Origin of the sequence: Variovorax xiamenensis, assembly GCF_050916385.1 — a bacterium.
Classification (GTDB): domain Bacteria; phylum Pseudomonadota; class Gammaproteobacteria; order Burkholderiales; family Burkholderiaceae_C; genus Variovorax.
Map to the genome: position 1 here is coordinate 6,038,310 of NZ_CP139038.1, position 24,085 is coordinate 6,062,394.

The following is a 24,085-nucleotide window of genomic DNA, read 5'->3' on the forward strand; positions in this document are numbered from 1 at the left end:
GGCGCAGTCTATGCCGCGCCCGGCCAGCCTGTGGCCGCAAGGCCTTGCGCCACCTGCGAGAGGTAGCGCTGTTGGCCGGCCCACGCGGCCAGCGCCTGCGGCTGGTCGACCTGCACGAGGCGCAGCCTGCCGTTGAGCGGCGCCTGCGCGAGCTTCCAGAGATCGGCGCGGATGACCACGCCGATGCGCGGATAGCCGCCGGTGGTCTGCGCGTCGCCCATCAGGATGATCGGCTGGCCCGAGGGCGGCACCTGGATCGTGCCGGGGATCACGCCCGACGAAAGCATGTCGCCGCCACGCTTGCGCTTGAGCTCGGCGCCTTCGAGGCGGCTGCCCATGCGGTTGCTCTGCGGCGTGATGCGCCAGCGCTCGGCCCAGAGCTGCTCGCGCGCGGCCAGCGTGAACAGCTCGAACTCGGGGCCGGGCAGCACGCGCAGCGCGATGGCGCCGTCGTCCTCGGCCGGGCCCCAGTCGGGGCCGCGGATGCCGAAGGGGCGGCGTTCGCGTCGCGCGGCATCGAGCACCGAGGCGCCCACCGGCAGGCGGTCGCCCTTGCGCAACGGCCGGCCTTCGAGGCCGCCGAAGCCGGCCTTGAGATCGGTGCTGCGCGAACCAAGGACCTGCGGCACGTCGATGCCGCCCGCCACAGCGAGCCAGCTGCGCACGCCGGGCTTCTTCGTACCGGAGGCGTTGGCGCCCTCGAGCCTGAGCGTCTGGCCGGCCGCGACCGGCACGCTCCAGCAGGGCCACAACGGCACGCCGTCGAGGCTCGCGCCGAAGTCGTCGCCCGCGAGCGCGATGCGCGTGTCGGCCTCGAACTGCAGCTCGCAGCCGCCCATGGTGAGCTCCAGGCCCGCCGCGCGATCGGCATTGCCCACCAGCCGGTTGGCCAGCGTGAGCGCGAGCACGTCGAGCGCGCCGCCCGGGCAGATGCCGAGCTGGCGATGGCCGTGGCGGCCCAGGTCCTGCACCGACGCGAGCACGCCGGGCTTGCGGATGGCGATCATGTCTGCACGCTCTCCGCCACGAAACGCACGCGATCGCCGGGACGCAGCAGCGTCGGCGGCTCGGCCGCGGGGTCGAACAGCTCCAGCGGCGTGCGGCCGATCAGCTGCCAGCCGCCCGGCGACACCAGCGGGTAGATGCCGGTCTGCTCGCCGCCGATGCCGACCGAGCGCGCGGGCACCGCAAGACGCGGCTCGGCACGGCGCGGCGTGGCCAGCTCGGGCGGCAGTCCGCCCATGAAACTGAAGCCGGGCAGGAAGCCCAGCAGGTAGACGACGTATTCGGCGGCGGTATGGCGCCGCACCACCTCGGCCGGCGTGAAGCCGGTGTGGGCCGCGACGTCGGCCAGGTCGGGTCCGTGCTCGCCGCCATAGGCCACCGGGATCTCGACCAGCCTGCCCGCTACCGCACCGGCGGACAGCTTCGGCCATGCTTCGAGAACATGCGCGGTGAGCGTGTCGAGATCGATCGCGGTCGGATCGAAGGTGAGCGTGAGGTTGTTCATGCCCGGCAGCGTCTCGCCGACGCCGGGCCACTGCCGCGCATGCTCGGCCAGCGCCCAGATGCGCTGCTGCTGCGCCAGCGTGGCGGGCGCGGGCAGTTCGCACAGCAGTGCTGCATCGCCAAGCAGATGCAGGCGAGGCGGTGGGATGCCGCTCATTGCGGCTTATTCACGTCCGAGGCTGCGGACTTTTGCCGCGAGCTGCTGCTCCACGTTCGGAGAGACGAACTTGTGGACCTCGCCGCCGAGCATCGCGATCTCGCGCACGAAGGTGCTGGAGATGAACTGGTACTTGTCGCTCGGGGTCAGGAAGACGGTCTCGACGTCGGGCATGAGCGATCGGTTCATGCCGGCGAGCTGGAACTCGTAGTCGAAGTCGGTCACGGCGCGCAGGCCGCGCACCATGGCCTTGCCGCCGCGCGCGACGACGAAGTCGCGCAGCAGGCCCGAGAAGCTCTCGACGGAGACCTGGTCGCTGTAGGGCTTGACGGCCTCGCGGGCCATGTCCATGCGCTCGGAGAGCGTGAACAGCGCCTTCTTGTGATGGCCCGCCGCCACCGCGACGATCACCTTGGAAAAGAGCTGGGTGGCACGGCGCACCACGTCCTCGTGACCGAGGGTGATGGGGTCGAAAGTGCCGGGATAAACCGCGATGACGTTGCTGGCCATGGTTGCTTCTTCCTCATGCTGCCGGTGCGGCTTGTCCGGCGGATTATGCAGTCCCCTGCGCGGCCGGCCTCAGCAGGTGCGCGTGGACGGCACCGGCCTTGAGATGGCGGAACTCCGCGAGGCCGAGGGCCGCGAGCTCTTCACCGCTCCAGCGGCGCGGCGCCTCGAGGTACACCGAGCCCTCGGCGCGCAGCGCGCGCACGGCGGCGCGAAGTGCCGGCTCGTAGAGCGCGATGTTGTCGAAGGGCGGATCGAGGAACACGACGTCGAGGCTGCCGGCCGGCGCGCGTTCGAGCGCGGTGAGCCCGTTGCCGCGCTCGATGCGCACGGCTTCGGCTTCGAGCTTGGTCTTCACGGCCTGCATCTGGGCGACGAGCGCGGCGTCCTGCTCGCACAGCAGCACGCTGGCCGCGCCGCGCGATGCGGCCTCGAATCCCAGCGCGCCGGTGCCCGCGAAGGCATCCACGCACTGCCAGCCCGGCAGCTCGCCGCCACCGGCACCGGCCAGGCTCGCGAGCCAGTTGAAGAGCGTCTCGCGCACGCGGTCGGGCGTGGGGCGCAGGCCGGGCTTGTCGGCCACGGCGAGACGGGTGCGCTTCCATTCGCCGCCGATGATGCGCACCTCGCTGGGCTTCGACGGGCGCTTCACCGCGGGCTGCTTGGACTTGCCGGCTGGCGCGGAACGGGAGGCTGGGGCGGCTTTCTTCTGGGGCATGCGGCGAGCTTAACGCCGCCGCATGCGCGGACCTTTCTCAGGCCCCCGTCAGCGCGCGCCGCGCCAGCATCGCCGCCAGCACGAGCATGGTGCCGCCGACCAGCGCGTCGAGCATCTGCCAGGCGCGCGGCCTGGCGAACACCGGCGCGAGCAAACGTGCGCCGTAGCCCAGCGAGGTGAACCACAGCGCGCTCGCCATGGCGGCGCCCGCGACGAACCAGACCTTGAGCAGGCCCGCGTACTGCGCGCCGGCGCTGCCCACGAGCAGCACCGTGTCGAGGTACACATGCGGATTCAGCAGGGTGAAGCCGGCCGCCTGCGCCACCACGGTCGCGCGCGACAGCGACGAAGCCCCCTGCGCCGTGGCCTGCAGCGCCGCGGGCTGGCGCGAACGCCACAGCGCCCTGAGCCCGTAGGCGCACAGGAAGGCCGCGCCGAGCCCCGCGAGCACCGTGGCCAGCATCGGCCGTCCCTGGAGCACCTGCGCCATGCCGGCCACGCCGGCGCCGATCAGCACCGCGTCGCTGGCCGCGCAGAACAGCACGACCGCGCCCACATGCTCGCGACGCAAGCCCTGGCGCAGCACGTATGCGTTCTGCGCCCCGATGGCGACGATGAGGACCAGGCTCATGAAGAGCCCGTTGGCGAAGGCGGTGGTGACGTGTACGGCTTGCATGCTTCGAGGATGCCGCCCGCACCGGATTAATTCAAACTAAACTTTCTTAAGCAGATTCAGTTTCCCTTCATTTCATCAGGCCCGCCCATGCTCGACTACGCCGCCCTGAACGCCCTCGCCGCCGTGGTGCGCGAAGGCAGCTTCGAACGCGCCGCCCGCGCGCTGCACGTCACGCCATCGGCGGTGTCGCAGCGCATCAGGCAGCTGGAGGAACGCACCGGCGGCGCGCTGCTGGTTCGCGGCCAGCCCTGCGTCGCGACCGAGGCCGGCCAGCAGCTGTGCCGGCACGTCGAGCGCGTGGGCATGCTGGAACACGAACTGCGCGAGGCCCTGCCCGCCCTCGGCATGGGCGGCGGCGAGGCGGGCGACGAGCGCGTCACGATTCGGGTGGCCGTCAACGCCGACACGCTCGCGACCTGGTTCATCGCAGCCGCGTCGGCCTTCGCCGCGCAGGAGCCGGGCGCGCTGCTCGACCTCACGGTGGACGACCAGGACCACACAGCCGAGCGCCTGCGCAGCGGCGCGGTGCTCGCGGCGGTCACCGCCCTGGCCCAGCCGGTAGCCGGCTGCAACAGCGAGCCGCTCGGCACAACGCACTATGTGGCGGCGGCCAGCCCGGAGTTCGTGCGCGAGCATTTCGCGAAGGGCGTGGGCGCGCGCACGCTGGCGAGCGCGCCGAGCCTCGTGTTCGATCGCAAGGACAGGCTCCAGGCGCGCTGGGTGCGGCGCATCTGCCACCGCAACGTCGAGACGCCGAGGCACTGGATTCCCTCGCCCAGCGCCTTCGTCGAGGCGGCGTGCTTGGGGATGGGCTGGGGCATGCACCCGGTCAGCATGGTGGCCGGGGCGCTCAGGGAAGGAAGGCTGGTCGAGCTGGTGCCCGACTCGAAGCTGCCGGTGCCGCTCTACTGGCAGCACGCGCGCGCGGCGCCCAAGCTGCTGGAGCGGCTGGGGGCCGCGGTGCGCGCGGCCGCCACCAGCGGTCCGCACGCGCTGGAATAGGCTGCCGCTACTGCTGCGCCTTGGCGGTCTTGGCTTCCTTGCCGCCCACCACCACCGTCACCATGCGCTCGGGCTGCAGCTTGCGCTGGAAGGCGGCCTTCACGTCGGCGGCCGTGACCGCGTTCATGCGCGCGGTCCAGGTGTCGAGGTAGTCCAGCGGCAGGTCATGCCAGGCGATGTTGGCGACGTTGCCGATCAGCTTGCGGTTGCTGTCCAGCAGCAGCGGGAAGCCGCCGATCAGGTTGTCCTTGGCGGCCTTCAGCTCGCTGGCGGTGGGGCCTTCGGCCACGAACTTCGCGAGCACCTCGCGCGACACCTTGACGGCCTCCTCGGCCTGATCGGGCCGGGTCTGGAAGCCGACGCGGAACGCGCCCGCCTCGAGCCCCGGCGCGAAGCCGCTGTAGATGCTGTAGGTCAGGCCGCGCTTCTCGCGCACCTCGTTCATCAGGCGCGAGACGAAACCGCCGCCGCCCAGCACGTAGTTGCCCAGCGTGAGCGCGAAGTGGTCCGGGTCCTTGCGCGGATAGCCGGGCTGGCCGATGAGGACGTGGGCCTGCGCCGAGTCGAAGGCGATGCGCTCGTCCTTCGGCCCGGTCAGCGCGGCCACCGGCGCGATGGGCGGCAGCGGCGTGCAGGCCTCGGGGCCGGGCAGGCGCGACAGCAGCGTGGTGGCGATGGTCTCGGCCTCGGCGCGCGTGACGGCACCGACGATGCTGAGCTTGGCGCGGCACGGCACGATGAGCTGCTGGTAGCGCTGGCGCATGGCGGCGGTATCGATGCGCGCGAGCGTCTCCTCCGTCACTTCCTGGCCGTAGGGATGCACGCCGTAGACGTCGGCCGCGAATGTGCGGCCGGCAATGGTGGCGGGCTTGGTGTTGGCTTCCTTGATGGCCGCGTTGATGCGCTCGCGCTCGCGCTGCCACACATCGTCGGGGAAGGACGGCTCGCCGATCTCGCGCGCCGCCAGCGCCACCGCCTTGTTGAGCAGCGCCGGATCGGACAGCGAGCGCAGCGAATAGCTGGTGCGGTCGGTGCCGGCACTCGCGTCGAAGCTGGCGCCCAGGTCGGCCCAGGCTTCGCCCAGCGCATTCTGGTCGAGCGCGGGCTCGCCGTTCCTGCCGGCGCGCACGCCCTTCTCGACCATGGTGGCGGTGGTGCTGGCCAGGCCGGCCTGCGCGGCGGGGTCGCGGCGGCTGCCGGCGTCGAAATCGATCTGCACGTCGACGATCGGCAGCGCGTTGGTCGACACCAGGTAGATCTTTGCGCCGCTGGCCAGCGTCCAATGCTGGATGGGCAGCGCGGCCTGCGCGACGGTGATGCCCGCGATGGCGGCCGCGCCCGCGAACAGGGCGCGGCGCGCGATCTTCTTGATGAGAGTCTTCGTCATGGAATCGGGCCCTTTCAGCGCATTTCGCCGGCGGGCGCGGCAAAGCCGCGGCCACGGGGCTTGGCTTCGGGCGGCAGCGGACGCAGCGTGGCAACGGTGAGCTGGTCGTCGCCGAAGTACTTGGCGGCCACGGCCTGCACCTGCGCGGCCGTGACGGATTGCAGCCGCGCGACGATGCGCTCGCTGGCGTCGAGCGGCAGGCCCTGGATCCAGTTGCTGCCGAGTTCGCGCGCCTGCGCCATCACCGAGTCGCGCTTGTAGGTTTCGCTCGCGACCCACTGGGTCTTGACGCGTGCCAGTTCGGCTTCGCCCACGCCGTCCTTGGCGATGCGCGCCACTTGCGCACGCAGGGCGGCTTCCACCACCTCGGCGCTCTTGCCCGCGGCCGGAACGCCGTCGAGCACGAAGAGCTGCGGGCCGCGGCCGACGAAGCCCGAGTAGGCACCGGCCGAATCGGCGACGCGGTCGGGCCCCTGGGTCAGCGCGCGGTCGAGCCGGGCGCCGGCATAGCCGTCGAGCACGGCGGACAGCACCACCAGCGCCCAGGCGTCGCTGTTCACGTCGTCGATATTGGCGAGCTGCGGCACGCGGTAGGCGAGCGACACGTAGGCCTGCTCGGCCGGCGCCTTCAGCTCGATGCGGCGGATGCCGCGCTGGGCCGGCTCGATGCGCGGCTTGCGCGAAGGCACGGCGCGCGAGGGGATGCGGCCGTAGTACTTCTCGGCCATCGCGCGCACCTGGGCCACGTCGACGTCGCCGGCCACCACGAGCACGGCGTTGGCGGGCACGTACCACTGCTTGAAGAAGGCGCGGGCGTCCTCGGCCGTCATGGCGTCGAGGTCGCTCATCCAGCCCACCACGGGGCGGTGATAGGGAGAGGCGGTGAAGACGGCGGCGTTCTGCTGCTCGCCGAGCAGGGCGCGCGGCTGGTCTTCGGTGCGCAGGCGGCGCTCTTCCTTGACCACCTCGATCTCGCGCTTGAACTCGTCGTCGGGCCACTGGTTGTTGGCGAAGCGGTCCGATTCGAGCTTCATCACCTGCTCGAGGCTGCCGACCGGGATCTGCTGGTAGTAGCCGGTGTAGTCGCGGGTGGTGAAGGCGTTTTCCTGGCCGCCGAGGGCGGCCACGCGGCGCGAGAACTCGCCGGGCTTGATGTCCTTGGTGCCCTTGAACATCATGTGCTCGAGCGCATGGGCCACGCCGGAGGTGCCGTCGACCTCGTCGATGGAGCCGACGCGAACCCAGACCATCTGCACCGCCGTGGGCGAGCGCCGGTCGGGCTGCACGATCAGCGTCATGCCGTTGGCGAGCGTGAATTGCTGGGGGCCGGGCGCCGCGGCTGCTGCGGCGGCGGAAGGCGGGGCGGATTGGGCCTGGGCAGGCATGGCCCATGGCGCCAGGAGCGCCATCGCCAGCACCGCACCAGACGCAGCACGGCGTGGCGGGAGGTGTTTCATAGAATGGCTCGGATTGTAAAAAGCTCCTGATGTTCAGTTTCTTCAAGAAAAAACCGCCTGCCGAAACCCCCGATGCGCCGGCGTCCACCCCGCCGGCCCCGGCGGCGCCCGCTCCCGAGCCCGCACCGGCGCGCTCGGTGTTCTCGCCCTCGAGCTGGTTCGGCTCGAAGCCGGCGGCGGAAGAAACGCCTGCCCCGCCACCTGCACCCGCTCTCGCACCCGTTGCAGCACCGACACCGGCGCCAGTGCCTTCGCCAGCTCCTGCGCCGGCCCCCGCACCGGTTGCATCGCCCGCTCCAGCCCCTGTTTCCGCTCCCCCGGTTGCCGCCCCCGTTCCTGCGCCAGCGCCGGTCGTCGCGCCGATTGCCGAGCCCGTCATCGCCACCGAGCGCAAGGGCTGGTTCGACAAGCTCAAGACCGGCCTGCGCAAGACCGGCACCGGCATCCAGGCCGTGTTCGTCAACGCGAAGATCGACGAGGCGCTGTACGAAGAGCTCGAATCCGCCCTGCTGATGGCCGACACCGGCGTCAAGGCGACCGAATACCTGCTCGACGACCTGCGCGGCCGCGTCAAGCGCCAGATGGCTACCGACGCCTCGCAGGTCAAGGCGCTGCTGGCCGAGACGGTGGCCGACCTGCTGCGTCCGCTCGAGAAGCCCCTGGTCATCGGCCAGTTCACGCCCACCGTGATCATGGTGGCCGGCGTCAACGGCGCGGGCAAGACCACCTCCATCGGCAAGCTCACCAAGCACCTGGCCGACGAAGGCGCCTCGGTGCTGCTGGCAGCGGCCGACACCTTCCGTGCGGCGGCGCGCGAGCAGCTGCTGGTCTGGGCCGACCGCAACACGGTCGAGATCGTGAGCCAGGAAGGCGGCGACCCGTCGGCCGTGAGCTTCGACGCGGTGAACGCCGGCAAGGCGCGCGGCAAGGACGTGGTGCTGGTCGACACGGCCGGCCGCCTGCCGACGCAGCTGCACCTGATGGACGAGCTGAAGAAGATCAAGCGCGTCGTCACCAAGGCCGACGGCACCGCGCCGCACGAGGTGCTGCTGGTGATCGACGGCAACACCGGCCAGAACGCCCTGGCGCAAGTCAAGGCCTTCGACGAGACGCTGGGCCTCACGGGCCTGGTCGTGACCAAGCTCGACGGCACGGCCAAGGGCGGCGTGCTGTGCGCCATCGCGCGGGAAAGGCCGATTCCGGTCTACTTCATCGGCGTGGGCGAGAAGCTGGAAGACCTGGAAACCTTCAACGCCCGCGAGTTCGCGCAGGCGCTGCTCGGATAAGAAAGAAAAAAACGGCCCCGGCTTGCGCCGGGGCCGCTCACTTTTCTCTCTCCCCTACCTACTTCGCTCGCGAGAAACGCGATGCATGGAAGATAGGGCACGGAGCTTTTGCCCGCCAGTGTCGAAAGTCATGGGCGCCAGCGAAACCGGCTTCTACTCGCCTCATCTGGCGGCAAAAAGAATACAAATGCATTCAAATGCAGGGCTGGCGCGAGCCGCCGTCCACGTCATCTGGCGCCTGCCACCTCGGCCATCGCCCGCAGCAGCAGATCGGCCACTACCGGCTTGAAAAGCACCGGCACCTGGGATTCGCGCACACGCAGCAGCCGGTCGGGAGAGGTTTCGCCGGTAATGAGCAGCAGCGGTGTCGCCGCGCCCTCGGCCTGGCTGAGCCGCAGGCCGGCGTCGAGCCCGTCGACGCCGTCGGCCAGCCGGTAGTCGCAAAGCAGCAGATCGAAGGGCCGCCCCTCGCGGGCCGCCAGGCGCAACGCGGCCGCGGCGCCTGCCTCGTCCGCCACCGCATGGGCGTCGATGGCATGGGAGCGCAGCAGGCCGGTCATGGCTTCGCGGATTTCCAGTTCGTCGTCGAGCAGCAGGACACGGCCGGGCAACGCCAGCGTGGAGGCGCCGCGCTCTTCGATCAGGGAGGCCGTGGCGAGCGCTCCGGCCGGCGCCAGGGCCGGGGCACTCGCCACGGGCACCACCACGCGGAAATGCGTGCCCCGCCCCGGCCGTGAGTGCATCTGCACCGGGTGCCCCAGCAGCCGGGACAGACGCTGAACGATCGACAGCCCGATGCCCAGCCCCCGCGAGCGGTCGCGGCCCGGATTGTTGATCTGATAGAACTCCTCGAAGATCCGCCCCGACTGCTCGGCCGCGATGCCGATGCCGGTGTCGCGCACCTCGATCCACACCGTTTCGCCGCGCTCGCGCGCCGTGACCGTCACGCCGCCGCGCATCGTGTACTTGAGCGCGTTGTCCATCAGGTTCGACAGCATGCGATGCAGCAGTTGCGGGTCGCTGTGCACCCACAGGCCGCTGGCGCGCACGCGCAGCTGCAGCTGCTTGTGCTCGGCGCGCGCCGCGAAGGTGTGGTTCAGCGGCAGGAACAGCGCATCGAGCTGCACCGCACGGGGCTCCGGCGTGATCACGCCGGCGTCCAGGCGGGAGACGTCGAGCATGGTGTCGAGCGAGGCGCCCAGCGCGTTCACCGCGCGCATCAGGCGCTCGGCGTTGCGGCCCTCGGGCCGGTCGCGCAGTTCGTTCTCGAGCGCGGCGCCGAAGAGCGCGATGGCGTGCAGCGGCTGGCGCAGGTCGTGGCTGGCGGTGCCGAGGAAGCGCGTTTTCTCCTCGCTCGCGCGCTCGGTGGCGGCGATCTGCTCGCCCAGGCGCGCGGCCAGCGCCTCGTTCTCGAAGCGCAGCATGAGCGACTCGGTCAGCAGCTTGTGCTGGCCGATGCCCGCGTACAGCGTCAGCAGCAGGTAGGCCGCGCCGGCAGCCGCCAGGAACAGGTGCAGCCCGTCGCCCTGCCACGCCAGCGCGGTGATCATGCCCAGCGACATCGGCATGGTGTAGCCGAAGAGCGCCGGCTTCAGCGGCCAGAGCGACTGCGCCGCCCGCGCGCAGCTGCCGACGATCACCGCCATCAGCAGCGAGGTCATCGGCAGGTTGTCGTGCGGCACGATGAGCCAGGGCACCACCGCCGTGACCATGCTCACCAGCGTGACCATTCGCGAGATCTTTCGCGCCCAGTACGCGCTCTCGCGCACGGGCCGCGACGGATTCCAGCGCGGCGTGAAGAACACGTAGATGTCGGCCATCAGCAGGCCGGCGAGCCAGAACAGCAGGCTCGGGTCCTTCAGCTGCGAATAGATGATGCTGCCGAACACGACCACGAAGGCCATGTGCGTGAGCGTCGAGGCGCTGTAGGTGCTGTAGACGGAGGCGACGTGCTCGCGCAGCACCCGCTGGCCGAGCGCGTGGTCGGCGGACGGGGCGTTCGGCGCGGCGGGCTGCACGCTCAATGCAGGGTGCTGATCAGCTGGGCACGCGAACGCATGCCGAAGAGCAGCAGGATGGTCGAGACATGGTTCTTCACCGTGCCTTCGCTGAGGTTCGCGAGCTGGGCGATTTCCTTGTTCGCCTTGCCTTCGAGCACCCACTGCAGCACCTGCATCTGCCGGGGCGTGAGCTCCTGCCAGGCGCTGGCGTGGGCGAATTCGGCATACCCGCTGAGCGGCCTGCCGGGCGCGGGCGGAGCCGCCGATTGCTGCTGCGGCTGTTGAGAGGCATCGGTGCCGCCGTCGAGCAGGCCGCAGGCGCGGATGAAGCTCACGACTTCCTTCAGGTCGGCCGACTTCGGCAGGAAGGCAGCGGCGCCCAGCGCGAGCACGCCCTGCGCCAGCGTGCTGTTGCCGGTGCCCGAGAGCACCACGATCCGCGCTTCGGGAAAGCGCATCCGGAATTCGGCCAGGCCGCTCAGGCCGTGGGTGTCGGGCAGCGCCAGGTCGAGCAGCACGAGGCCGATGGACGCCTGATGGGCTTCGTACAGCCTGAGCGCGTCGGCGACGTTGCTGGCCTCGAAGACTTCGATGTTCGCGCCGGACGGATTGGCCTGGGCCTGGACCAGGGCACAGACACCCAGGCGCAGCAGGTCGTGATCGTCCACGACGAGGATCGCCCGCGGTGCGCGGACGGCCGTACCGGTCTCCGTGGCCGGCGACCGGGAAGCGGGTGGAGAGTCGAAGGGGGGCACCTGCCGATCTTAGCGATGTAACCTTCTTGTGACAGTGTAGAAAGTCACGGCAACAACCGTGGCTATAGTGCTTTATGCTACTTATTTGATAGCATTTTCACATGGCGTCCGCGCTTGCCATCGGGCTTCTCTGTGGGCACCATCGAAAGTCTCGCCGCATCGCACGGCGTCCCACGGAGACCTGCCATGACGCACACCGCCGCCGCCCCCCTCGAATCGAGCGACCGCAAGGTCGACCGCCTGCTCGCCCACTACGAGGAGAGCCACCGCAATCCGACCAACGAACTGATCCATTTCGTGGCCATCCCGGCCATCATGCTGAGCATCGTCGGGCTGCTGTTCGCCATCCATCCCTGGGTGGCCTACGTCTTCGTGGCCGCCAGCCTCGTCTACTACGTCCTGCTGCGGGCGCCGGCCTTCCTCGTGGCGATGCTCGCCCTGACCGCGCTGGCCCTGGTGCTGGTGCACGCGATGGGGGGACTTGTATTGCCGGTTTCCGCCGCTATCTTTGTTGTGGCCTGGATCTTCCAGTTCGTGGGCCACAAGATCGAGGGCAAGAAGCCTTCCTTCTTCGAAGACATCCAATATCTCTGGGTCGGTCCCCTGTTCGTCTTGTCCAAGCTCTTCCTAAGACTGGGCATCCGCTGGTAGCCATTGGCTATTCCAGCGATAGAAATTCAAGGGAACCCTTGGATTAGCACTCCCTCTAACCGAGTGCTAATATGGCCAACACAAAGGAGTTCCCCCTGATGACAACGCTGTCTGGAGTCTCTGCCAACCAGCTGGCCGTCGCCAACCCGTGGTCGATGGTTCCCCCGCTGGGCAACCTGGACGCCTATATTTCGGCCGCCAACCGCCTGCCCATGCTCACGCTCGAAGAAGAGCAAGGCTACGCACGCAAGCTGCGCGACCACAACGATCTCGAAGCCGCCGGAGCACTCGTGCTGTCGCACCTGCGCCTCGTGGTCTCCATTTCCCGCCAGTACCTGGGCTACGGGCTGCCGCACGGCGACCTGATCCAGGAAGGCAACGTCGGTCTCATGAAGGCCGTGAAGCGCTTCGACCCCGACCAGGGCGTGCGACTCGTGAGCTACGCCATGCACTGGATCAAGGCCGAGATCCACGAGTACATCCTGAAGAACTGGCGCATGGTCAAGGTCGCGACGACCAAGGCCCAGCGCAAGCTGTTCTTCAACCTGCGCTCGATGAAGCAGGGCTTCAAGGCCGACTCGGCCGCTGCCGACAACGGCACGCACCGCGAAACGCTGAGCCCCGACGAGGTCTCGCAGATGGCGAGCCGCCTGAACGTCAAGCCCGAAGAAGTGCTCGAGATGGAAACCCGCCTGTCCGGCGGCGACGTGATGCTCGACCCGGGCCCGACGGACGACGGCGACGAAGCCTTCGGCCCCATCGCCTACCTGGCCGACGCCTCGCAGGAACCCACCGCCCTGCTCGAATCGCAGCAGCGCGACCGCCTGTCGAGCGACGGCATCGCGACCGCGCTCGAGGCGCTGGACGACCGCAGCCGACGCATCGTCGAAGAGCGCTGGCTCAAGGTCAACGACGACGGTTCGGGCGGCATGACGCTGCACGACCTGGCTGCCGTGTATGGCGTGAGCGCCGAGCGCATCCGCCAGATCGAAGTGGCGGCCATGAAGAAGATGAAGAAGGCCCTCGCAGAATACGCGTAAGCCCCCTTCTTTCTTTCCTAAGACAAAGCCCGGCAACGCCGGGCTTTTTCATTCATTGTTTGGACAGCGTCCGCAGCGCCCGCTTCGCGATGTAGCGGGTTTCGGCTGCGTCCGACTCCGCCACCCACCGCGCGCAGACCTTGTCGACCCACTCGGGCTGGCTCTTGCTCGCATCGTTGAGCCAGTTCGCGACAGAGTTCTGCACATAGCGGCTGGAATCGGCGCGCAGCGGCTCGATCAGCGGCAGCGCGCGCCAGGGCTCGGCCTTGAGCGCCTCGATCTGCGCGCACCACACGCCGCGCGGTCGCGTGAGCTCGCTGGCGAAGCGGCGGACGTTGGGATCGGCGTCGAACACCCAGGGCAGCAGCAGCACGAGCGCCTCGTCGAGTGACGCATTCACCACGTCGCGCACCGCCATCCAGGCGATCTCGCGCACGCCGAAATGCGGGTCGGCAGCGAAGCGGCGCACCGACTCCAACTGCGCCTCGAGCGACAGGCCCGAGAGCGTGATCCACTGCGCCGCCCAGCAGCGGGCCACGTCGCTCGCGTGCGTGGCCAGCCTGTGCGCGACGGCGTCGCGCTCGTCGTGCAGCGCAGTCAGGTCGTAAAGCGCGCGCGCGATGTGCCCGTGCCGCTGCATCGGCTTGAAGGCGCCCAGCATCGCGATGGTGTCGGCCAACCGCTCGCTCTGCGCGTCGAGCCCGATGTGCCCAGCCACGCTGCGCGCCAGTCGCGGCAATTCCAGTGCGAGGAACTCGTTGAGATTGACCGTCTCGAGCAGCCCGTCGTTGAGGGCATCGAGCACTTCGGGCGGGATCAGCGCGATGCGGAAGGCGCCCTTGCGCCCCTTCAGGTGCGCGAGCGGATCGACGGCGGACATCGGACGGCGGCCCCTCTCAGGAAGCCAGCAGCGTCTTCAGGTCGGACACCATCGGCGCCACGCCCGCGCCATAGCGCGCGTAGAGCCGCAGCCGGCCCTGCGTGTCGTAGACGTAGCTGGCCGCCGAGTGGTCCATCGAATAGCTGGTCGGCGTCTTGCCATCGACCTTCTTGTAATAGACCTTGTAGTCCTTCGCGACCGCGGCCAGTTCATCGGCCGTGGGAATGAGCGCGACGAAGCTCGGGTCGAAAGCGCCCATGTAGGCCTTGAGCACCTCGGCCGTGTCCCGCGCGGGATCGACCGTGACGAACAGCACCTGCAGCTTGTCGCCGTCCTTGCCGAGCTGCTGCTTGACCTGCGCCATCTCGGTCATGGTGGTCGGGCAGACGTCCGGGCACTGCGCGTAGCCGAAGAACAGCACGACCAGCTTGCCCTTGAAGTCGGCCATGGTGCGGACCTTGCCGTCGGCGTCCTTCAGCGAGAAATTCTTGGCGTAGTCGGCGCCGGTGATGTCGACGGCATTGAAGCTCTGCCTGGTCTCGCTGCAGGCCGAAAGGCCCAGGCCGAGGGCGGCGCTGACGCCCACCCAGCCGGCGCCGGCGGCCATCAGTCGAAGAACGTTGCGCTTGTTCATGGAAACGTGATGCTCACTGGATGTAGTGATCCACGAGCAGCGCCAGGAACAGCACGCTCAGGTGGATCAGCGAGAAGCGGAAGGTCTTGCGAGCGAGCGTGTCGGAGTAGTTGCGCCACAGCGCGAACGCATAGCCGGTGAAGCCGATGCTCACCGCGACCGCCACGGCCAGGTACAGCCACCCGCTCATGCCGTGGATGAAGGGCATCAGGCAGGCCGCGAAGAGGATGAAGGTGTAGAGCAGCACCTGCAGCCGCGTGAACTCGTTGCCGTGCGTGACGGGCAGCATCGGGAGGCCTGCCTTGCGGTAGTCCTCCACGCGGTAGAGCGCCAGCGCCCAGAAGTGCGGCGGCGTCCACAGGAAGATGATGAGAAAGAGGATCCAAGCCCCCGGGTCGAGGCTGCCGGTCATCGCGGCCCAGCCCAGCACCGGCGGCATCGCGCCCGAGGCGCCGCCGATCACGATGTTCTGCGGCGTGAGCGGCTTGAGGATCACGGTGTAGATCACCGCATAGCCGACGAAGGTGGCGAAGGTCAGCCACATGGTGAGCGGGTTGACCATGAACCACAGCAGCGCGGAGCCCGCCACGCACAGCAGCGCCGAGAAGACCAGCGCCTGCCTGTCGCTGAGCTCGCCGCGCGCCGTGGGGCGCCAGGCGGTGCGCTTCATCTTCGCGTCGATGCCCTTCTCGACGAGGCAGTTGAACGCCGCGGCCGCACCGGCCACCAGCCAGATGCCGATGCAGGCGATGGCCGCGCGCTTCACCTCGGCCCACGAAGGCAGCCCGGGAATGGCCAGCACCATGCCGATCAGCGCGCAGAACACGATCAGCTGCACCACGCGCGGCTTGGTCAGCGCGTAGTACTGGCGCAGCACGTTGGCGCTGGCGGTTTGCTGAACGGGGATCGGGGTGCTCACGCGGTGGCCTTCCTCTGATTCTGGGTGTTGTTGTCGTGACCGGCCGTATTTTCGCCGGCATGCGCGATCCGCGCCGCCGGGGCGCGCCGGCTCTCGCACAGCGCCCAAGTGAGCACCACGGCGAGCGCCGCGGCGCCGCCGGTATGAAGCACGGCGGCGGCCAGCGGCCAGCCGAGCAACACGTTGCCCAGACCTGTAGCCAGCTGGAGCAGCGCGAGGCCCGCGAGCCATCGCGCCTGCGGGCGCAGCGCGTCGATGCGGCGCAGGTGCCACGCCAGCACGCCGAGCGCGACGAACACCGCATAGGCCATCAGCCGGTGCGCGTAGTGGATGGCGGTGAGCGCGGAGAAATCGAGCGGCTGGCCTTCGCCTGTCACGCCCAGGTGGCGCCAGATCTCGAAGCCCTGCGCGAAGTTCATGGGCGGCCACCAGCTGTCCTGGCAGGTCGGGAACTGCGTGCAGGCCAGCACCGCATAGTTGGTGCTGACCCAGCCGCCCAGCGCGATCTGCAGCACGAGCAGCACCGTGGTCGCGATGAGGCCATTGCGCAATGCGGGCGAGACAGGCGTGGGCAGCCGGTCGGCAGCCGCCTGCCGGTAGTGAACAGCCTGGATACACAGCAGCGCCAGCAGCACCACGGCGCCGAGCAGGTGCAGCGTGACGATCGCGGGGAACAGCTTCCAGGTCACCGTGAGCGCGCCGAACGCCCCCTGCAGGCACACCCAGACCAGCGTGAAGGCCGGCCACCATGCGCTCAGCGTGGCGTGGTGCCCGCTGCCATCCGTCGAGGACGGCGGAGCGCGGCGCTGCCGCCGGCGCACGATCCAGGTGGCCGCCGCGAGCGTGAGGATCAGCACCCCGACGCCGGTGGCCAGATAGCGGTGGACCATCTCGACCCAGGCTTTGCTGTGCGTGACCGGCCCCGTCGGCTGCGCCGACTGCGCCATCGCGATCTCGTGGCGCGCGCCGTGCGGGCTGGCGTTGCCGTAGCAGCCGGGCCAGTCGGGGCAACCGAGGCCTGAATCGGTGAGACGCGTGAAGGCGCCGAACAGCGTGAGGTCGAAGGTGAGGAACAGCGTGAGCACCGTCAACGCATGCAGCCGCCGCGCCGGGCCGGCGCCCGCGTTGCGGCGCCACACCCACACCAGCGGGCCGAGCGCGATCAGCACGCCGGCCGCCATGAGCCAGGCGATGGGCGTCAGATCGTAGAGCGAGCTCGTGGTGTCCATGCTGCGTGGCGTATCTCGTATCTCTTCAGCGGCCCGGCTCGTCCCACGAGGCGGAGGCGCGCAGCAGGCGGTCGAGGTCGCGCTTGGCGCGGCTCGCGCCGGCTGCGTCCATGCGGGCGGGGAAGCGCATCATCCAGTTGCCCATGGGGTCGACCACGTACAGGTGTTCGGCCAGCGAGTGCCCCTGCGCAGGCGCGAGCCACTTCGCCAGCTGGTCGGCCGGCACGCGCAGCACCGTGGCGCCGTGCAGGCCGTTGTTCAGTCGCTCGGGCACGGGAGCGGCGTCGCTCACGAGCCAGACGCGGTCCATGCGGTCCTTTTCGCGGCCGAGGCTTTCGCGCAGCTGCCGCGCCAGGTAGAGCTGCTGCTCGCACAGCGCGTCGCAGGCGGCATCGGCCACCGTCACCAGCAGCCACTGGCCCTTGAGCGTGGCGAGGTCGACCGGTGCGCCGTTGCGATCGGCGGCCACGAGCTTCGGCAGCTCGCGCTGCGGATCGATCAGCTCGCCGTAGACGCTGCGCCCCTCGGGCCGGATCACGTAATAGGTGAAGTACGAGGCGATGACCGGCGACGCACACATCAGCATCACCGCGATCATCTTCCAGCGCCCGACGACCGTGCGCCGGCCCTCCGCGCCGTCGAGCGCCTGGTTGGGCGATGGCATCGAATGCACCGTCAGGCCCAGCGGCTCGTCAGAAGCGGCCATCGCGTGCGCGGCGCCTTGCGCGGCGGAGGGGCGTGATGAATTGGAACCAGACATAGAGGATGACGACGAGGGCCGACAGGCCGAACCACTGGAATGCGTAACCGTAGTGCCTCTCGAGGCCCAGCGCCGGGGCCGGCCAGTCGCGCTGCAGGCCCTCGGAAGCCGGCCCGCCCTGCTGCAGCGACACGTCGGTGCGCAAGGGCAGCCTGGTTTCGGCTCGGAAGGCCTCCAGGTCGAGATTCTGCCGGATGGGCGAATACCCTTCGGCGGCCGGTGCCGCAGCGGTGGCGACCGCTGGGGCCGAGGCAGCCGTGGCGGGCGCGGAGGCCGCGGGCATGGGCGCCGGTGCAGCGGAGCCGAGTTCGAGCAGGTGACTCGGCGGCGGTTCGATCAGGCCCGTGACCTCGACGATGCCGGCCGGAGTCTCGACCGCGCCGAGCTGCGTGCGGTCGACGAAATTGCGCTGGATCCATCCGCGCTGGACCATCACCGTCTGCTCGGTGCCCTCGAGGGCGAAGGGCGTCAGCACGTAGAAGCCGGGCGTGCCGTGCATCTGGCGGTTGTCGAGGTACACGGTCTGCGGCGTGAGCCACAGGCCGCGCAGGCGCACCGCGCGATGCATCGCGTCGGAGGCCTTGCCCAGGGCAAGGAACTCGGCCTGCGTCATCGGCGGCTTCAGCTTCTCGGCGTCGATGCTGGCTTGCAGCGCTTCCTTCTGCGCAGCGCGCGAGAGCTGCCAGCGGCCGAGCGAAATGGTGGCCGACACGGTCAGTGCGGCGGCAATGGTCATCACCCAGAAGCGGCCCCGGCGGAGGCGTTTTTCGGGATACAGGGGTTCGGGAGTCACTGGAGGAGACGGGGCGTGCGGCCGATAATGCGGGTCATGAAATACTTCGTCGCCCTGGTGTTCGTGGGCATCTTCGCGAGCCTCGCGTTTGCCCTGTACTTCATGCTGAAGGACGGGCGCAACGGGCGCGCCAAGAGCGGCGGCATGGCGCGCGCTCTCACCGTTCGGATCGGCCTCTCGGTGTTTTTGTTCCTCTGCATGCTGCTCGCCTGGAAGTTCGGATACATCCAGCCAACCGGGCTCCCGCTCGGCAAGTAGATGGTGCTCGTGCCAGGAGAACCAAGAAAAAGGCGCCTTCCGGCGCCTTTTTTCTGGAATGCCGCGAGGGTCTTCGCTCAAAGCCAATAGACCAGCAGGTAAAGGCCCAGCCAGACCACGTCCACGAAGTGCCAGTACCAGGCGGCGCCCTCGAAGCCGAAGTGGCGCTCGGGCGTGAAGTGGCCCTTGCGCAGGCGCAGCGTGATGAACAGCAGCATCAGCATGCCGATGAACACGTGCAGGCCGTGGAAGCCGGTCAGCATGAAGAAGGTCGAACCGTAGGTGCCGGAGCTGAGCTTGAGGTTCAGTTCGGTGTACAGGTGGTGGTACTCGTAGCCCTGCACGCCCAGGAAGATCACGCCCAGCAGCACGGTGAGCCACATGAAGCGGATGGTCTGCGCACGATGGCCGGCGCGCAGCGCGTGGTGGGCGATGGTGAGCGTAACGCCCGAGCTCAGCAGCAGCGCGGTGTTGATCGTGGGCAGCCAGAACGGGCCGACGGTCTGGAAGGGCTCGACGATGCCGGCCGGCGAAGCGGTGGCGCCGGGCGCCACGCTGGGCCACACGGCCTTGAAGTCGGGCCAGAGGATCGCATTGTCCAGGCTGCCGAGCGTCGGCAGCGCATGGGTGCGTGCCCACCACAGCGCGGTGAAGAACGCGCCGAAGAACATCACTTCCGAGAAGATGAACCAGCTCATGCTCCAGCGGAACGAGAGATCCACCTTATGGCCGTACTGGCCGCTCTCGCTCTCGCCGATGGCCGCGCGGAACCACACGAAGAGCGTGCCGAGCCAGATCAGCATGCCGGCCAGCAGCGACCAGGCGCCCCACGCATGGCCGTTGATCCATTGCGCGGCACCCAGGATCACGAAGAACAGGCCGATCGCGGCCGAGACCGGATAGGACGAAGGTCCGGGCACGAAGTAGTAGGGCGTGGTTCCGTGGGTGGTTGAACTCATTTCTTCAGCTCCTGGCTTTCTTTCTTCTCTCGATTCAATGGATTCTGCTTGCCGTGGAAGGCTTTTCCCTCAGGCCCCGGCCGACGCGACCACATGGCGCACCACCAGCACGAGGGCGACCACGAAGACGACCACCGCCACGAACGCCACCGCGATGATGTGCAGCGGATTCAGCTTGCGCAGATCTTCCTGGTAGGCGCTGTTCTTGCGCACGCCGAAGAACGACCAGCCCACCGCCTTCACCGTGTCCCACAGCGAAGCCTTCGGCCGGTTCGATGGATCGGTCACGAGCGCGGCTCATTGGCGGTGCCGGAAACTGCCGCGACCGGAGCCGCGGGTGTCTTGCCGCCCACCTCGAAGAAGGTGTACGACAGCGTGATGGTCTTCACGTCCTTGGAAATCTTCGGGTCGATCACGAACGCGACCGGCCACTGCTTCTTCTCGCCCGGATCGAGCGTGTACTGGTTGAAGCAGAAGCACTCGAGCTTGTTGAAGTACGGCGCGGCCTGCTGCGGCGCGTAGCTCGGGATGGCCTGCGCGGCCATGCGGCGGTTCTGCACGTTCTGGAACTCGTACATCACCGTGTTGAGTTCGCCGGGGTGCACCTGGATGGTCCGCTCCGCGGGCTTGAAGTCCCAGAGGCCGCCGCGCACGTTGGAGTCGAACTCGACCGTGATGGTGCGGCTCGTGTCGACCTGCGTGTTGTCCGGCACGCGCACGTTCTTGCCGCCGCTGGCGCCGCCGGGCACCTCGAGCTCGGAGAGCGCGAGGATGTTGATGCCGGTCATCTCGCAGATGGCGCGGTACATCGGCACCAGCGCGTAGCCGAAGGCGAACATGCCGCAGGCCACGACGGCCAGCTTGCCGACCATGCGGACATTGGCGCGGCGGATGCGTGGACCGAGGCTCATGCGCTGTGCTCCCGTTCGTTGGCTGCCTGGATGCCCGGTTCAGCGGCCGCTGAACCAGACCATGCGGACGATGAAGCCGATGAAGAACACCACGGCGATGGAAGCCAGCGTGAGCCCCATGCGGCGGTTGTTCCTTTTCTGTTCGGGCGTCATCGTGCTGCGCGGACCGCTGGTGCGTTCAACCGATCACCTTGGTGGCGGTCGCATCGAGCTTCGGCGGGTTCTCGAAGGTGTGGAACGGCGCCGGCGAAGGCACTTCCCACTCGAGGCCCTCGGCGGCTTCCCACGGCTTCTGCGCGGCCTTCTCGCCCTTGCCGAGCATCGTGGGCAGCACGATGAACAGGAAGAAGTACAGCTGCGCGAAACCGAAGAAGAAAGCACCGACCGAGGCGATCGCGTTGAAGTCGGCGAACTGCATCGGGTAGTCGGCATAGCGTCGCGGCATGCCGGCCAGGCCCAGGAAGTGCATCGGGAAGAAGGTCACGTTGAACGAGATCAGCGACCACCAGAAGTGCACCTTGCCGCGCGTCTCGTTGTACATCACGCCGGTCCACTTGGGCACCCAGTAGTAGAAGCCCGAGAACATGGCGAACAGCGAGCCGGCCACCAGCACGTAGTGGAAGTGGGCCACGACGTAGTAGGTGTCCTGCAGCTGCGTGTCGATGGGGGCGACGGCCAGGATCAGGCCGGTGAAGCCGCCCATGGTGAACACGAAGATGAAGCCGACCGCGAACAGCATCGGCGTCTCGAAGGTCATCGAGCCCTGCCACATGGTCGCGATCCAGTTGAAGATCTTCACGGCCGTGGGCACCGCGATCAGCATGGTCGCGTACATGAAGAACAGCTGGCCCGTGAGCGGCATGCCGGTCGTGAACATGTGGTGCGCCCACACGATGAACGACAGGATGGCGATCGACGACGTGGCGTACACCATCGAGGCGTAGCCGAAGAGCTTCTTGCGGGCGAAGGCCGGCACCACCTGGCTGATGATGCCGAAGGCCGGCAGGATCATGATGTAGACCTCGGGGTGGCCGAAGAACCAGAAGATGTGCTGGTACATCACCGGGTCGCCGCCGCCGGCGGGGTTGAAGAAGCTGGTGCCGAAGTGGCGGTCGGTCAGCGTCATCGTGATGGCGCCTGCGAGCACGGGCATCACGGCGATCAGCAGGTAGGCGGTGATGAGCCAGGTCCAGCAGAACATCGGCATCTTCATCAGCGTCATGCCGGGGGCGCGCATGTTGAGGATGGTGACGATGATGTTGATCGAGCCCATGATCGACGAGGCGCCCATGATGTGCATCGCGAAGATGCCGGCGTCCATCGAGGGGCCCATCTGCAGCGTGAGCGGCGCGTACAGCGTCCAGCCCGCAGCCGGTGCGCCGCCGGGCATGAAGAACGAGCCCACCAGCATCAGCGCCGCCGGGATCAGCAGCCAGAAGCTGAAGTTGTTCATGCGCGCGAACGCCATGTCGGAGGCGCCCACTTGCAGCGGGATCATCCAGTTCGCGAAGCCCACGAAGGCCGGCATGATGGCGCCGAACACCATGATCAGGCCGTGCATGGTGGTGAACTGGTTGAAGAGTTCCGGGTTCACCAGTTGCAGGCCGGGCTGGAACAGCTCGGCACGGATCAGGAGCGCGAGCACGCCGCCCACCATCAGCATCGTGAAGCTGAACAGCAGGTAGAGCGTGCCGATGTCCTTGTGGTTGGTGGCGAACACCCAGCGGCGCCAGCCGGTGGGCGCATGGTGATCGTGGTGATCGTCGTGTGCGTGATCGCCGTGGCCTGCTGCGTGACCGTGGGGGTCGAGAACTGCGCTCATTTCGTGGTTCCTTGCAATTTCTTCGTCGCGGGGCGCTCGCGCATCACTTGGCGCGCAGGGCCAGCACTTCGGCCGGCTGCACCAGCTGGCCCGTCTTGTTCGACCAGCTGTTCTTGGTGTACGTGGCCACGGCCGCGAGGTCGGTATCGCTCAGTTGCTTCCAGGAGGGCATTGCGCCGTTGTTCTGACCGTTGAGCAGCACCGTCAGCTGGATCTTGTGGTCGGCATCGGTCACCTTGGCAGAGCCGTCCAGCGGCTTGATCGGCCCGGCGCCCTTGCCGTTGGCCTGGTGGCAGGCCGCGCAGTTGGCGGCATAGACCTTCTCGCCGCGCGTGAGCATGTCGGGCAGGGTCCAGACCTTGGTCGGGTCGTCGAGCTTGGCCGCGGCTTCCTTGCGCTTGGCGGCGACCCAGGTCGTGTAGTCGGCGGCGGAGACCACCTTCACATGGATCGGCATGTAGGCGTGTTCCTTGCCGCACAGTTCCTGGCACTGGCCGTAGTAGTCGCCCACGGTCTCGGCGCGGAACCAGGTGTCGCGCACGAAGCCGGGAATGGCGTCCTGCTTGAGGCCCAGCTGCGGCACGGCGAAGGCGTGGATCACGTCGTTCGCGGTGGTGATGATGCGGACCTTCTTGTTGACCGGCACCACCAGCGGGTTGTCGACCTTGAGCAGGTAGTCGTCGGGCATCTGGCCCTTGGCGCCTGCGTCGGACATGGCGCGCTGCGAGCTGTCGAGCGTGGAGATGAAGGCCAGGCCCTCGCCTTCACCGTTCAGGTAGTCGTAGCCCCACTTCCACTGGTAGCCCGTGGTCTTGATCGTGAGGTCGGCGTTGGTGGTGTCCTTCTGGGCCACCAGCACCTTGGTGGCGGGCAGCGCCATCACGATGACGATGAGGAAGGGCACGATGGTCCAGATGACCTCGACCACCACCGATTCATGGAAGTTGGCGGCCTTGTGGCCCACCGACTTGCGGTGCTTCCAGATGGAATAGAACATCACCGCGAACACGCCGACGAAGATGACCGTGCACAGGATCATCATGATCGTGTGGAGCAGATGCTGCTCCTGCGCGATCTTGGTCACGCCGACCGGAAGATTCAACTGGCGCACCGAAGGGCCGCCGGGCAGATCGTTGACTGCGTGCGCCGCGCTGCTGAAAGCCGCGCCGGCCGCCAGCAACAGATTCGCCGGCCTGTACTTATTGCGCCAAATGCTCTTCATCGTGTTCACGTTTCTTCAATTTTTCGACAAACCCAACCGTGCGGCACTGCGCGAGCCCCCTCAGGCGCCACGCAACGCCATTCGAATCTCGCGGGCCAAGGCCGCACGCAACTCCGGGCGTACATAGCGCCCCACCCTGACTGATCGACCCTGCCCCGAGACCTCGATCAGCGAGCGATCGCCGGTCTGGGGTTCGATCCGCACCTGGTGCGGAAGAAATTCCGTGCGCTCGTAGTGCCCGCCGTTTTCGAGCTCAACGACGAGTCGTCCCTCCTGCAATGCGATCTTCTCGCCGTCTGTCGCGTGCCGTGCGTAGACCATGAACGCAAACCCGACAGCGGCCAGTTCGAGCCAGGCAAAAGGCAGCACCATTGGCGCACCGTGAAGCCAGAACAGGGTGCCGATGCCGAGAGATACCACGCACAGCGAGGCGTAGAGCCAGCCCAGCTGGCTCGGCGTCACCGAGCAGTTGCGCTTCAGGAACCAGTGGATGCTCTGGCCTGAAACGGTGGCAAATCGAAACACGGAATTCGACACGGGCGAGTTCAGCAAA

27 protein-coding genes are annotated in these 24,085 nt (G+C 68.2%); 5 read left to right on the forward strand and 22 right to left on the reverse strand.

Features of this window, described 5'->3' with window-relative positions:
• Positions 1-8: 8 nt before the first annotated feature.
• Genes SFB74_RS27645 through SFB74_RS27665 form a run of 5 tightly spaced genes read right to left on the reverse strand, consistent with a single transcriptional unit; the run spans position 9 to position 3,567 of the window.
• Positions 9-1,007 (reverse strand): biotin-dependent carboxyltransferase family protein, encoded by a 999-nt coding sequence (locus SFB74_RS27645; RefSeq protein ID WP_432727609.1) that lies wholly within the window; start codon positions 1,005-1,007, stop codon positions 9-11.
• Positions 1,004-1,666: a 5-oxoprolinase subunit PxpB gene (gene pxpB / locus SFB74_RS27650; protein WP_432727611.1), complete on the reverse strand. Its 663-nt coding sequence runs from the start codon at positions 1,664-1,666 to the stop codon at positions 1,004-1,006. Before pxpB ends, SFB74_RS27645 begins: the two co-directional genes overlap by 4 nt.
• A gap of 6 nt (positions 1,667-1,672) precedes the next feature.
• Positions 1,673-2,176 carry a pantetheine-phosphate adenylyltransferase gene (coaD, locus tag SFB74_RS27655; RefSeq protein ID WP_126025542.1) on the reverse strand — a complete coding sequence of 168 codons (504 nt, stop codon included), beginning with the start codon at positions 2,174-2,176 and terminating at the stop codon, positions 1,673-1,675.
• A 43-nt stretch (positions 2,177-2,219) separates the two neighbouring features.
• Entirely contained in the window at positions 2,220-2,891 is a 672-nt protein-coding gene (locus tag SFB74_RS27660) for an RsmD family RNA methyltransferase (RefSeq protein ID WP_432727613.1), read from the reverse strand.
• 37 nt (positions 2,892-2,928) lie between these two features.
• Positions 2,929-3,567 (reverse strand): LysE/ArgO family amino acid transporter, encoded by a 639-nt coding sequence (locus tag SFB74_RS27665; RefSeq protein ID WP_432727614.1) that lies wholly within the window; start codon positions 3,565-3,567, stop codon positions 2,929-2,931.
• 87 nt (positions 3,568-3,654) lie between these two features.
• On the opposite strand from SFB74_RS27665, the gene SFB74_RS27670 reads away from it, so the two are divergent.
• A complete protein-coding gene (locus SFB74_RS27670; RefSeq protein ID WP_432727615.1) occupies positions 3,655-4,569 on the forward strand; it encodes a LysR family transcriptional regulator ArgP in 915 nt (304 codons plus the stop codon).
• Positions 4,570-4,576: 7 nt separating this feature from the next.
• On the opposite strand, the gene SFB74_RS27675 is transcribed toward SFB74_RS27670, so the two are convergent.
• Both SFB74_RS27675 and SFB74_RS27680 read right to left on the reverse strand, forming a co-directional pair.
• Positions 4,577-5,956 carry a M16 family metallopeptidase gene (locus SFB74_RS27675; protein ID WP_432727616.1) on the reverse strand — a complete coding sequence of 460 codons (1,380 nt, stop codon included), beginning with the start codon at positions 5,954-5,956 and terminating at the stop codon, positions 4,577-4,579.
• Positions 5,957-5,970: 14 nt separating this feature from the next.
• The gene (locus SFB74_RS27680) at positions 5,971-7,413 is read right to left on the reverse strand and encodes a M16 family metallopeptidase (RefSeq protein WP_432727617.1); all 1,443 of its coding nucleotides are present in this window, start codon (positions 7,411-7,413) and stop codon (positions 5,971-5,973) included.
• Positions 7,414-7,442: 29 nt separating this feature from the next.
• Here SFB74_RS27680 and ftsY point away from each other — a divergent pair, with 29 nt between their 5' ends.
• Positions 7,443-8,699, forward strand: coding sequence for a signal recognition particle-docking protein FtsY (ftsY, locus tag SFB74_RS27685; protein WP_432727618.1), 1,257 nt, complete (start codon positions 7,443-7,445; stop codon positions 8,697-8,699).
• Between the two features lie 227 nt (positions 8,700-8,926).
• Here the strand turns inward: ftsY and SFB74_RS27690 are convergent, their stop codons facing one another.
• Entirely contained in the window at positions 8,927-10,723 is a 1,797-nt protein-coding gene (locus SFB74_RS27690; protein ID WP_432727619.1) for an ATP-binding protein, read from the reverse strand.
• Positions 10,720-11,454 (reverse strand): response regulator transcription factor, encoded by a 735-nt coding sequence (locus SFB74_RS27695; protein WP_432727620.1) that lies wholly within the window; start codon positions 11,452-11,454, stop codon positions 10,720-10,722. The genes SFB74_RS27690 and SFB74_RS27695 overlap by 4 nt, the downstream gene beginning before the upstream one ends.
• A 186-nt stretch (positions 11,455-11,640) precedes the next feature.
• Between SFB74_RS27695 and SFB74_RS27700 the strand changes: the two genes are divergently transcribed.
• Positions 11,641-12,105, forward strand: a complete 465-nt coding sequence (locus SFB74_RS27700; protein WP_432727621.1) for a DUF962 domain-containing protein — start codon at positions 11,641-11,643, stop codon at positions 12,103-12,105.
• A gap of 98 nt (positions 12,106-12,203) precedes the next feature.
• Positions 12,204-13,145 carry an RNA polymerase sigma factor RpoH gene (rpoH, locus tag SFB74_RS27705; protein ID WP_432727623.1) on the forward strand — a complete coding sequence of 314 codons (942 nt, stop codon included), beginning with the start codon at positions 12,204-12,206 and terminating at the stop codon, positions 13,143-13,145.
• 52 nt (positions 13,146-13,197) lie between these two features.
• Here rpoH and SFB74_RS27710 read toward each other — a convergent pair whose 3' ends face one another.
• Genes SFB74_RS27710 through SFB74_RS27735 form a run of 6 tightly spaced genes read right to left on the reverse strand, consistent with a single transcriptional unit; the run spans position 13,198 to position 18,360 of the window.
• Positions 13,198-14,025, reverse strand: coding sequence for a DNA alkylation repair protein (locus SFB74_RS27710; RefSeq protein WP_432727625.1), 828 nt, complete (start codon positions 14,023-14,025; stop codon positions 13,198-13,200).
• A 16-nt stretch (positions 14,026-14,041) separates the two neighbouring features.
• The gene (locus tag SFB74_RS27715) at positions 14,042-14,659 is read right to left on the reverse strand and encodes an SCO family protein (RefSeq protein ID WP_432727626.1); all 618 of its coding nucleotides are present in this window, start codon (positions 14,657-14,659) and stop codon (positions 14,042-14,044) included.
• Positions 14,660-14,672: 13 nt separating this feature from the next.
• Positions 14,673-15,578: a heme o synthase gene (gene cyoE, locus SFB74_RS27720; protein ID WP_432727627.1), complete on the reverse strand. Its 906-nt coding sequence runs from the start codon at positions 15,576-15,578 to the stop codon at positions 14,673-14,675.
• The gene (locus SFB74_RS27725; RefSeq protein ID WP_432727628.1) at positions 15,575-16,807 is read right to left on the reverse strand and encodes a COX15/CtaA family protein; all 1,233 of its coding nucleotides are present in this window, start codon (positions 16,805-16,807) and stop codon (positions 15,575-15,577) included. Before SFB74_RS27725 ends, cyoE begins: the two co-directional genes overlap by 4 nt.
• A gap of 25 nt (positions 16,808-16,832) precedes the next feature.
• Positions 16,833-17,513: an SCO family protein gene (locus SFB74_RS27730; protein ID WP_432727629.1), complete on the reverse strand. Its 681-nt coding sequence runs from the start codon at positions 17,511-17,513 to the stop codon at positions 16,833-16,835.
• Positions 17,500-18,360 (reverse strand): SURF1 family protein, encoded by an 861-nt coding sequence (locus tag SFB74_RS27735; RefSeq protein WP_432727630.1) that lies wholly within the window; start codon positions 18,358-18,360, stop codon positions 17,500-17,502. Before SFB74_RS27735 ends, SFB74_RS27730 begins: the two co-directional genes overlap by 14 nt.
• A gap of 27 nt (positions 18,361-18,387) precedes the next feature.
• Here SFB74_RS27735 and SFB74_RS27740 point away from each other — a divergent pair, with 27 nt between their 5' ends.
• Entirely contained in the window at positions 18,388-18,618 is a 231-nt protein-coding gene (locus tag SFB74_RS27740) for a twin transmembrane helix small protein (protein ID WP_093206674.1), read from the forward strand.
• Positions 18,619-18,695: 77 nt separating this feature from the next.
• On the opposite strand, the gene SFB74_RS27745 is transcribed toward SFB74_RS27740, so the two are convergent.
• The 7 genes from SFB74_RS27745 to SFB74_RS27775 form a co-directional block, all read right to left on the reverse strand.
• Positions 18,696-19,577 (reverse strand): cytochrome c oxidase subunit 3, encoded by an 882-nt coding sequence (locus SFB74_RS27745; protein ID WP_432727631.1) that lies wholly within the window; start codon positions 19,575-19,577, stop codon positions 18,696-18,698.
• 69 nt (positions 19,578-19,646) lie between these two features.
• The gene (locus tag SFB74_RS27750) at positions 19,647-19,865 is read right to left on the reverse strand and encodes a DUF2970 domain-containing protein (RefSeq protein ID WP_126025558.1); all 219 of its coding nucleotides are present in this window, start codon (positions 19,863-19,865) and stop codon (positions 19,647-19,649) included.
• Entirely contained in the window at positions 19,862-20,488 is a 627-nt protein-coding gene (locus SFB74_RS27755; RefSeq protein WP_432727632.1) for a cytochrome c oxidase assembly protein, read from the reverse strand. Before SFB74_RS27755 ends, SFB74_RS27750 begins: the two co-directional genes overlap by 4 nt.
• Positions 20,489-20,527: 39 nt before the next feature.
• Complete coding sequence (locus SFB74_RS27760) at positions 20,528-20,641, reverse strand: cytochrome oxidase small assembly protein (RefSeq protein ID WP_019656111.1); 114 nt, start codon at positions 20,639-20,641, stop codon at positions 20,528-20,530.
• Positions 20,642-20,666: 25 nt separating this feature from the next.
• Complete coding sequence (ctaD, locus tag SFB74_RS27765; RefSeq protein WP_432727633.1) at positions 20,667-22,310, reverse strand: cytochrome c oxidase subunit I; 1,644 nt, start codon at positions 22,308-22,310, stop codon at positions 20,667-20,669.
• A 43-nt stretch (positions 22,311-22,353) separates the two neighbouring features.
• A complete protein-coding gene (gene coxB / locus SFB74_RS27770; protein ID WP_432727635.1) occupies positions 22,354-23,532 on the reverse strand; it encodes a cytochrome c oxidase subunit II in 1,179 nt (392 codons plus the stop codon).
• A gap of 60 nt (positions 23,533-23,592) precedes the next feature.
• Positions 23,593-24,069 carry a DUF2244 domain-containing protein gene (locus SFB74_RS27775; protein WP_126025562.1) on the reverse strand — a complete coding sequence of 159 codons (477 nt, stop codon included), beginning with the start codon at positions 24,067-24,069 and terminating at the stop codon, positions 23,593-23,595.
• Positions 24,070-24,085 lie beyond the last annotated feature (16 nt).

Bases quoted from the DNA above. Each gene is read 5' to 3' on its own strand.
- SFB74_RS27715 (WP_432727626.1), bottom strand. From the start codon at position 14,659: ATGAACAAGCGCAACGTTCTTCGACTGATGGCCGCCGGCGCCGGCTGG.
- ctaD (WP_432727633.1), bottom strand. From the start codon at position 22,310: ATGAGCGCAGTTCTCGACCCCCACGGTCACGCAGCAGGCCACGGCGAT.
- SFB74_RS27675 (WP_432727616.1), bottom strand. From the start codon at position 5,956: ATGACGAAGACTCTCATCAAGAAGATCGCGCGCCGCGCCCTGTTCGCG.
- SFB74_RS27700 (WP_432727621.1), top strand. From the start codon at position 11,641: ATGACGCACACCGCCGCCGCCCCCCTCGAATCGAGCGACCGCAAGGTC.
- rpoH (WP_432727623.1), top strand. From the start codon at position 12,204: ATGACAACGCTGTCTGGAGTCTCTGCCAACCAGCTGGCCGTCGCCAAC.
- SFB74_RS27745 (WP_432727631.1), bottom strand. From the start codon at position 19,577: ATGAGTTCAACCACCCACGGAACCACGCCCTACTACTTCGTGCCCGGA.
- SFB74_RS27725 (WP_432727628.1), bottom strand. From the start codon at position 16,807: ATGGACACCACGAGCTCGCTCTACGATCTGACGCCCATCGCCTGGCTC.
- SFB74_RS27665 (WP_432727614.1), bottom strand. From the start codon at position 3,567: ATGCAAGCCGTACACGTCACCACCGCCTTCGCCAACGGGCTCTTCATG.
- SFB74_RS27730 (WP_432727629.1), bottom strand. From the start codon at position 17,513: ATGGCCGCTTCTGACGAGCCGCTGGGCCTGACGGTGCATTCGATGCCA.
- ftsY (WP_432727618.1), top strand. From the start codon at position 7,443: ATGTTCAGTTTCTTCAAGAAAAAACCGCCTGCCGAAACCCCCGATGCG.
- SFB74_RS27660 (WP_432727613.1), bottom strand. From the start codon at position 2,891: ATGCCCCAGAAGAAAGCCGCCCCAGCCTCCCGTTCCGCGCCAGCCGGC.
- SFB74_RS27710 (WP_432727625.1), bottom strand. From the start codon at position 14,025: ATGTCCGCCGTCGATCCGCTCGCGCACCTGAAGGGGCGCAAGGGCGCC.
- SFB74_RS27670 (WP_432727615.1), top strand. From the start codon at position 3,655: ATGCTCGACTACGCCGCCCTGAACGCCCTCGCCGCCGTGGTGCGCGAA.
- pxpB (WP_432727611.1), bottom strand. From the start codon at position 1,666: ATGAGCGGCATCCCACCGCCTCGCCTGCATCTGCTTGGCGATGCAGCA.
- SFB74_RS27755 (WP_432727632.1), bottom strand. From the start codon at position 20,488: ATGAGCCTCGGTCCACGCATCCGCCGCGCCAATGTCCGCATGGTCGGC.
- SFB74_RS27680 (WP_432727617.1), bottom strand. From the start codon at position 7,413: ATGAAACACCTCCCGCCACGCCGTGCTGCGTCTGGTGCGGTGCTGGCG.
- SFB74_RS27760 (WP_019656111.1), bottom strand. From the start codon at position 20,641: ATGACGCCCGAACAGAAAAGGAACAACCGCCGCATGGGGCTCACGCTG.
- SFB74_RS27645 (WP_432727609.1), bottom strand. From the start codon at position 1,007: ATGATCGCCATCCGCAAGCCCGGCGTGCTCGCGTCGGTGCAGGACCTG.
- coxB (WP_432727635.1), bottom strand. From the start codon at position 23,532: ATGAAGAGCATTTGGCGCAATAAGTACAGGCCGGCGAATCTGTTGCTG.
- SFB74_RS27740 (WP_093206674.1), top strand. From the start codon at position 18,388: ATGCGGGTCATGAAATACTTCGTCGCCCTGGTGTTCGTGGGCATCTTC.
- coaD (WP_126025542.1), bottom strand. From the start codon at position 2,176: ATGGCCAGCAACGTCATCGCGGTTTATCCCGGCACTTTCGACCCCATC.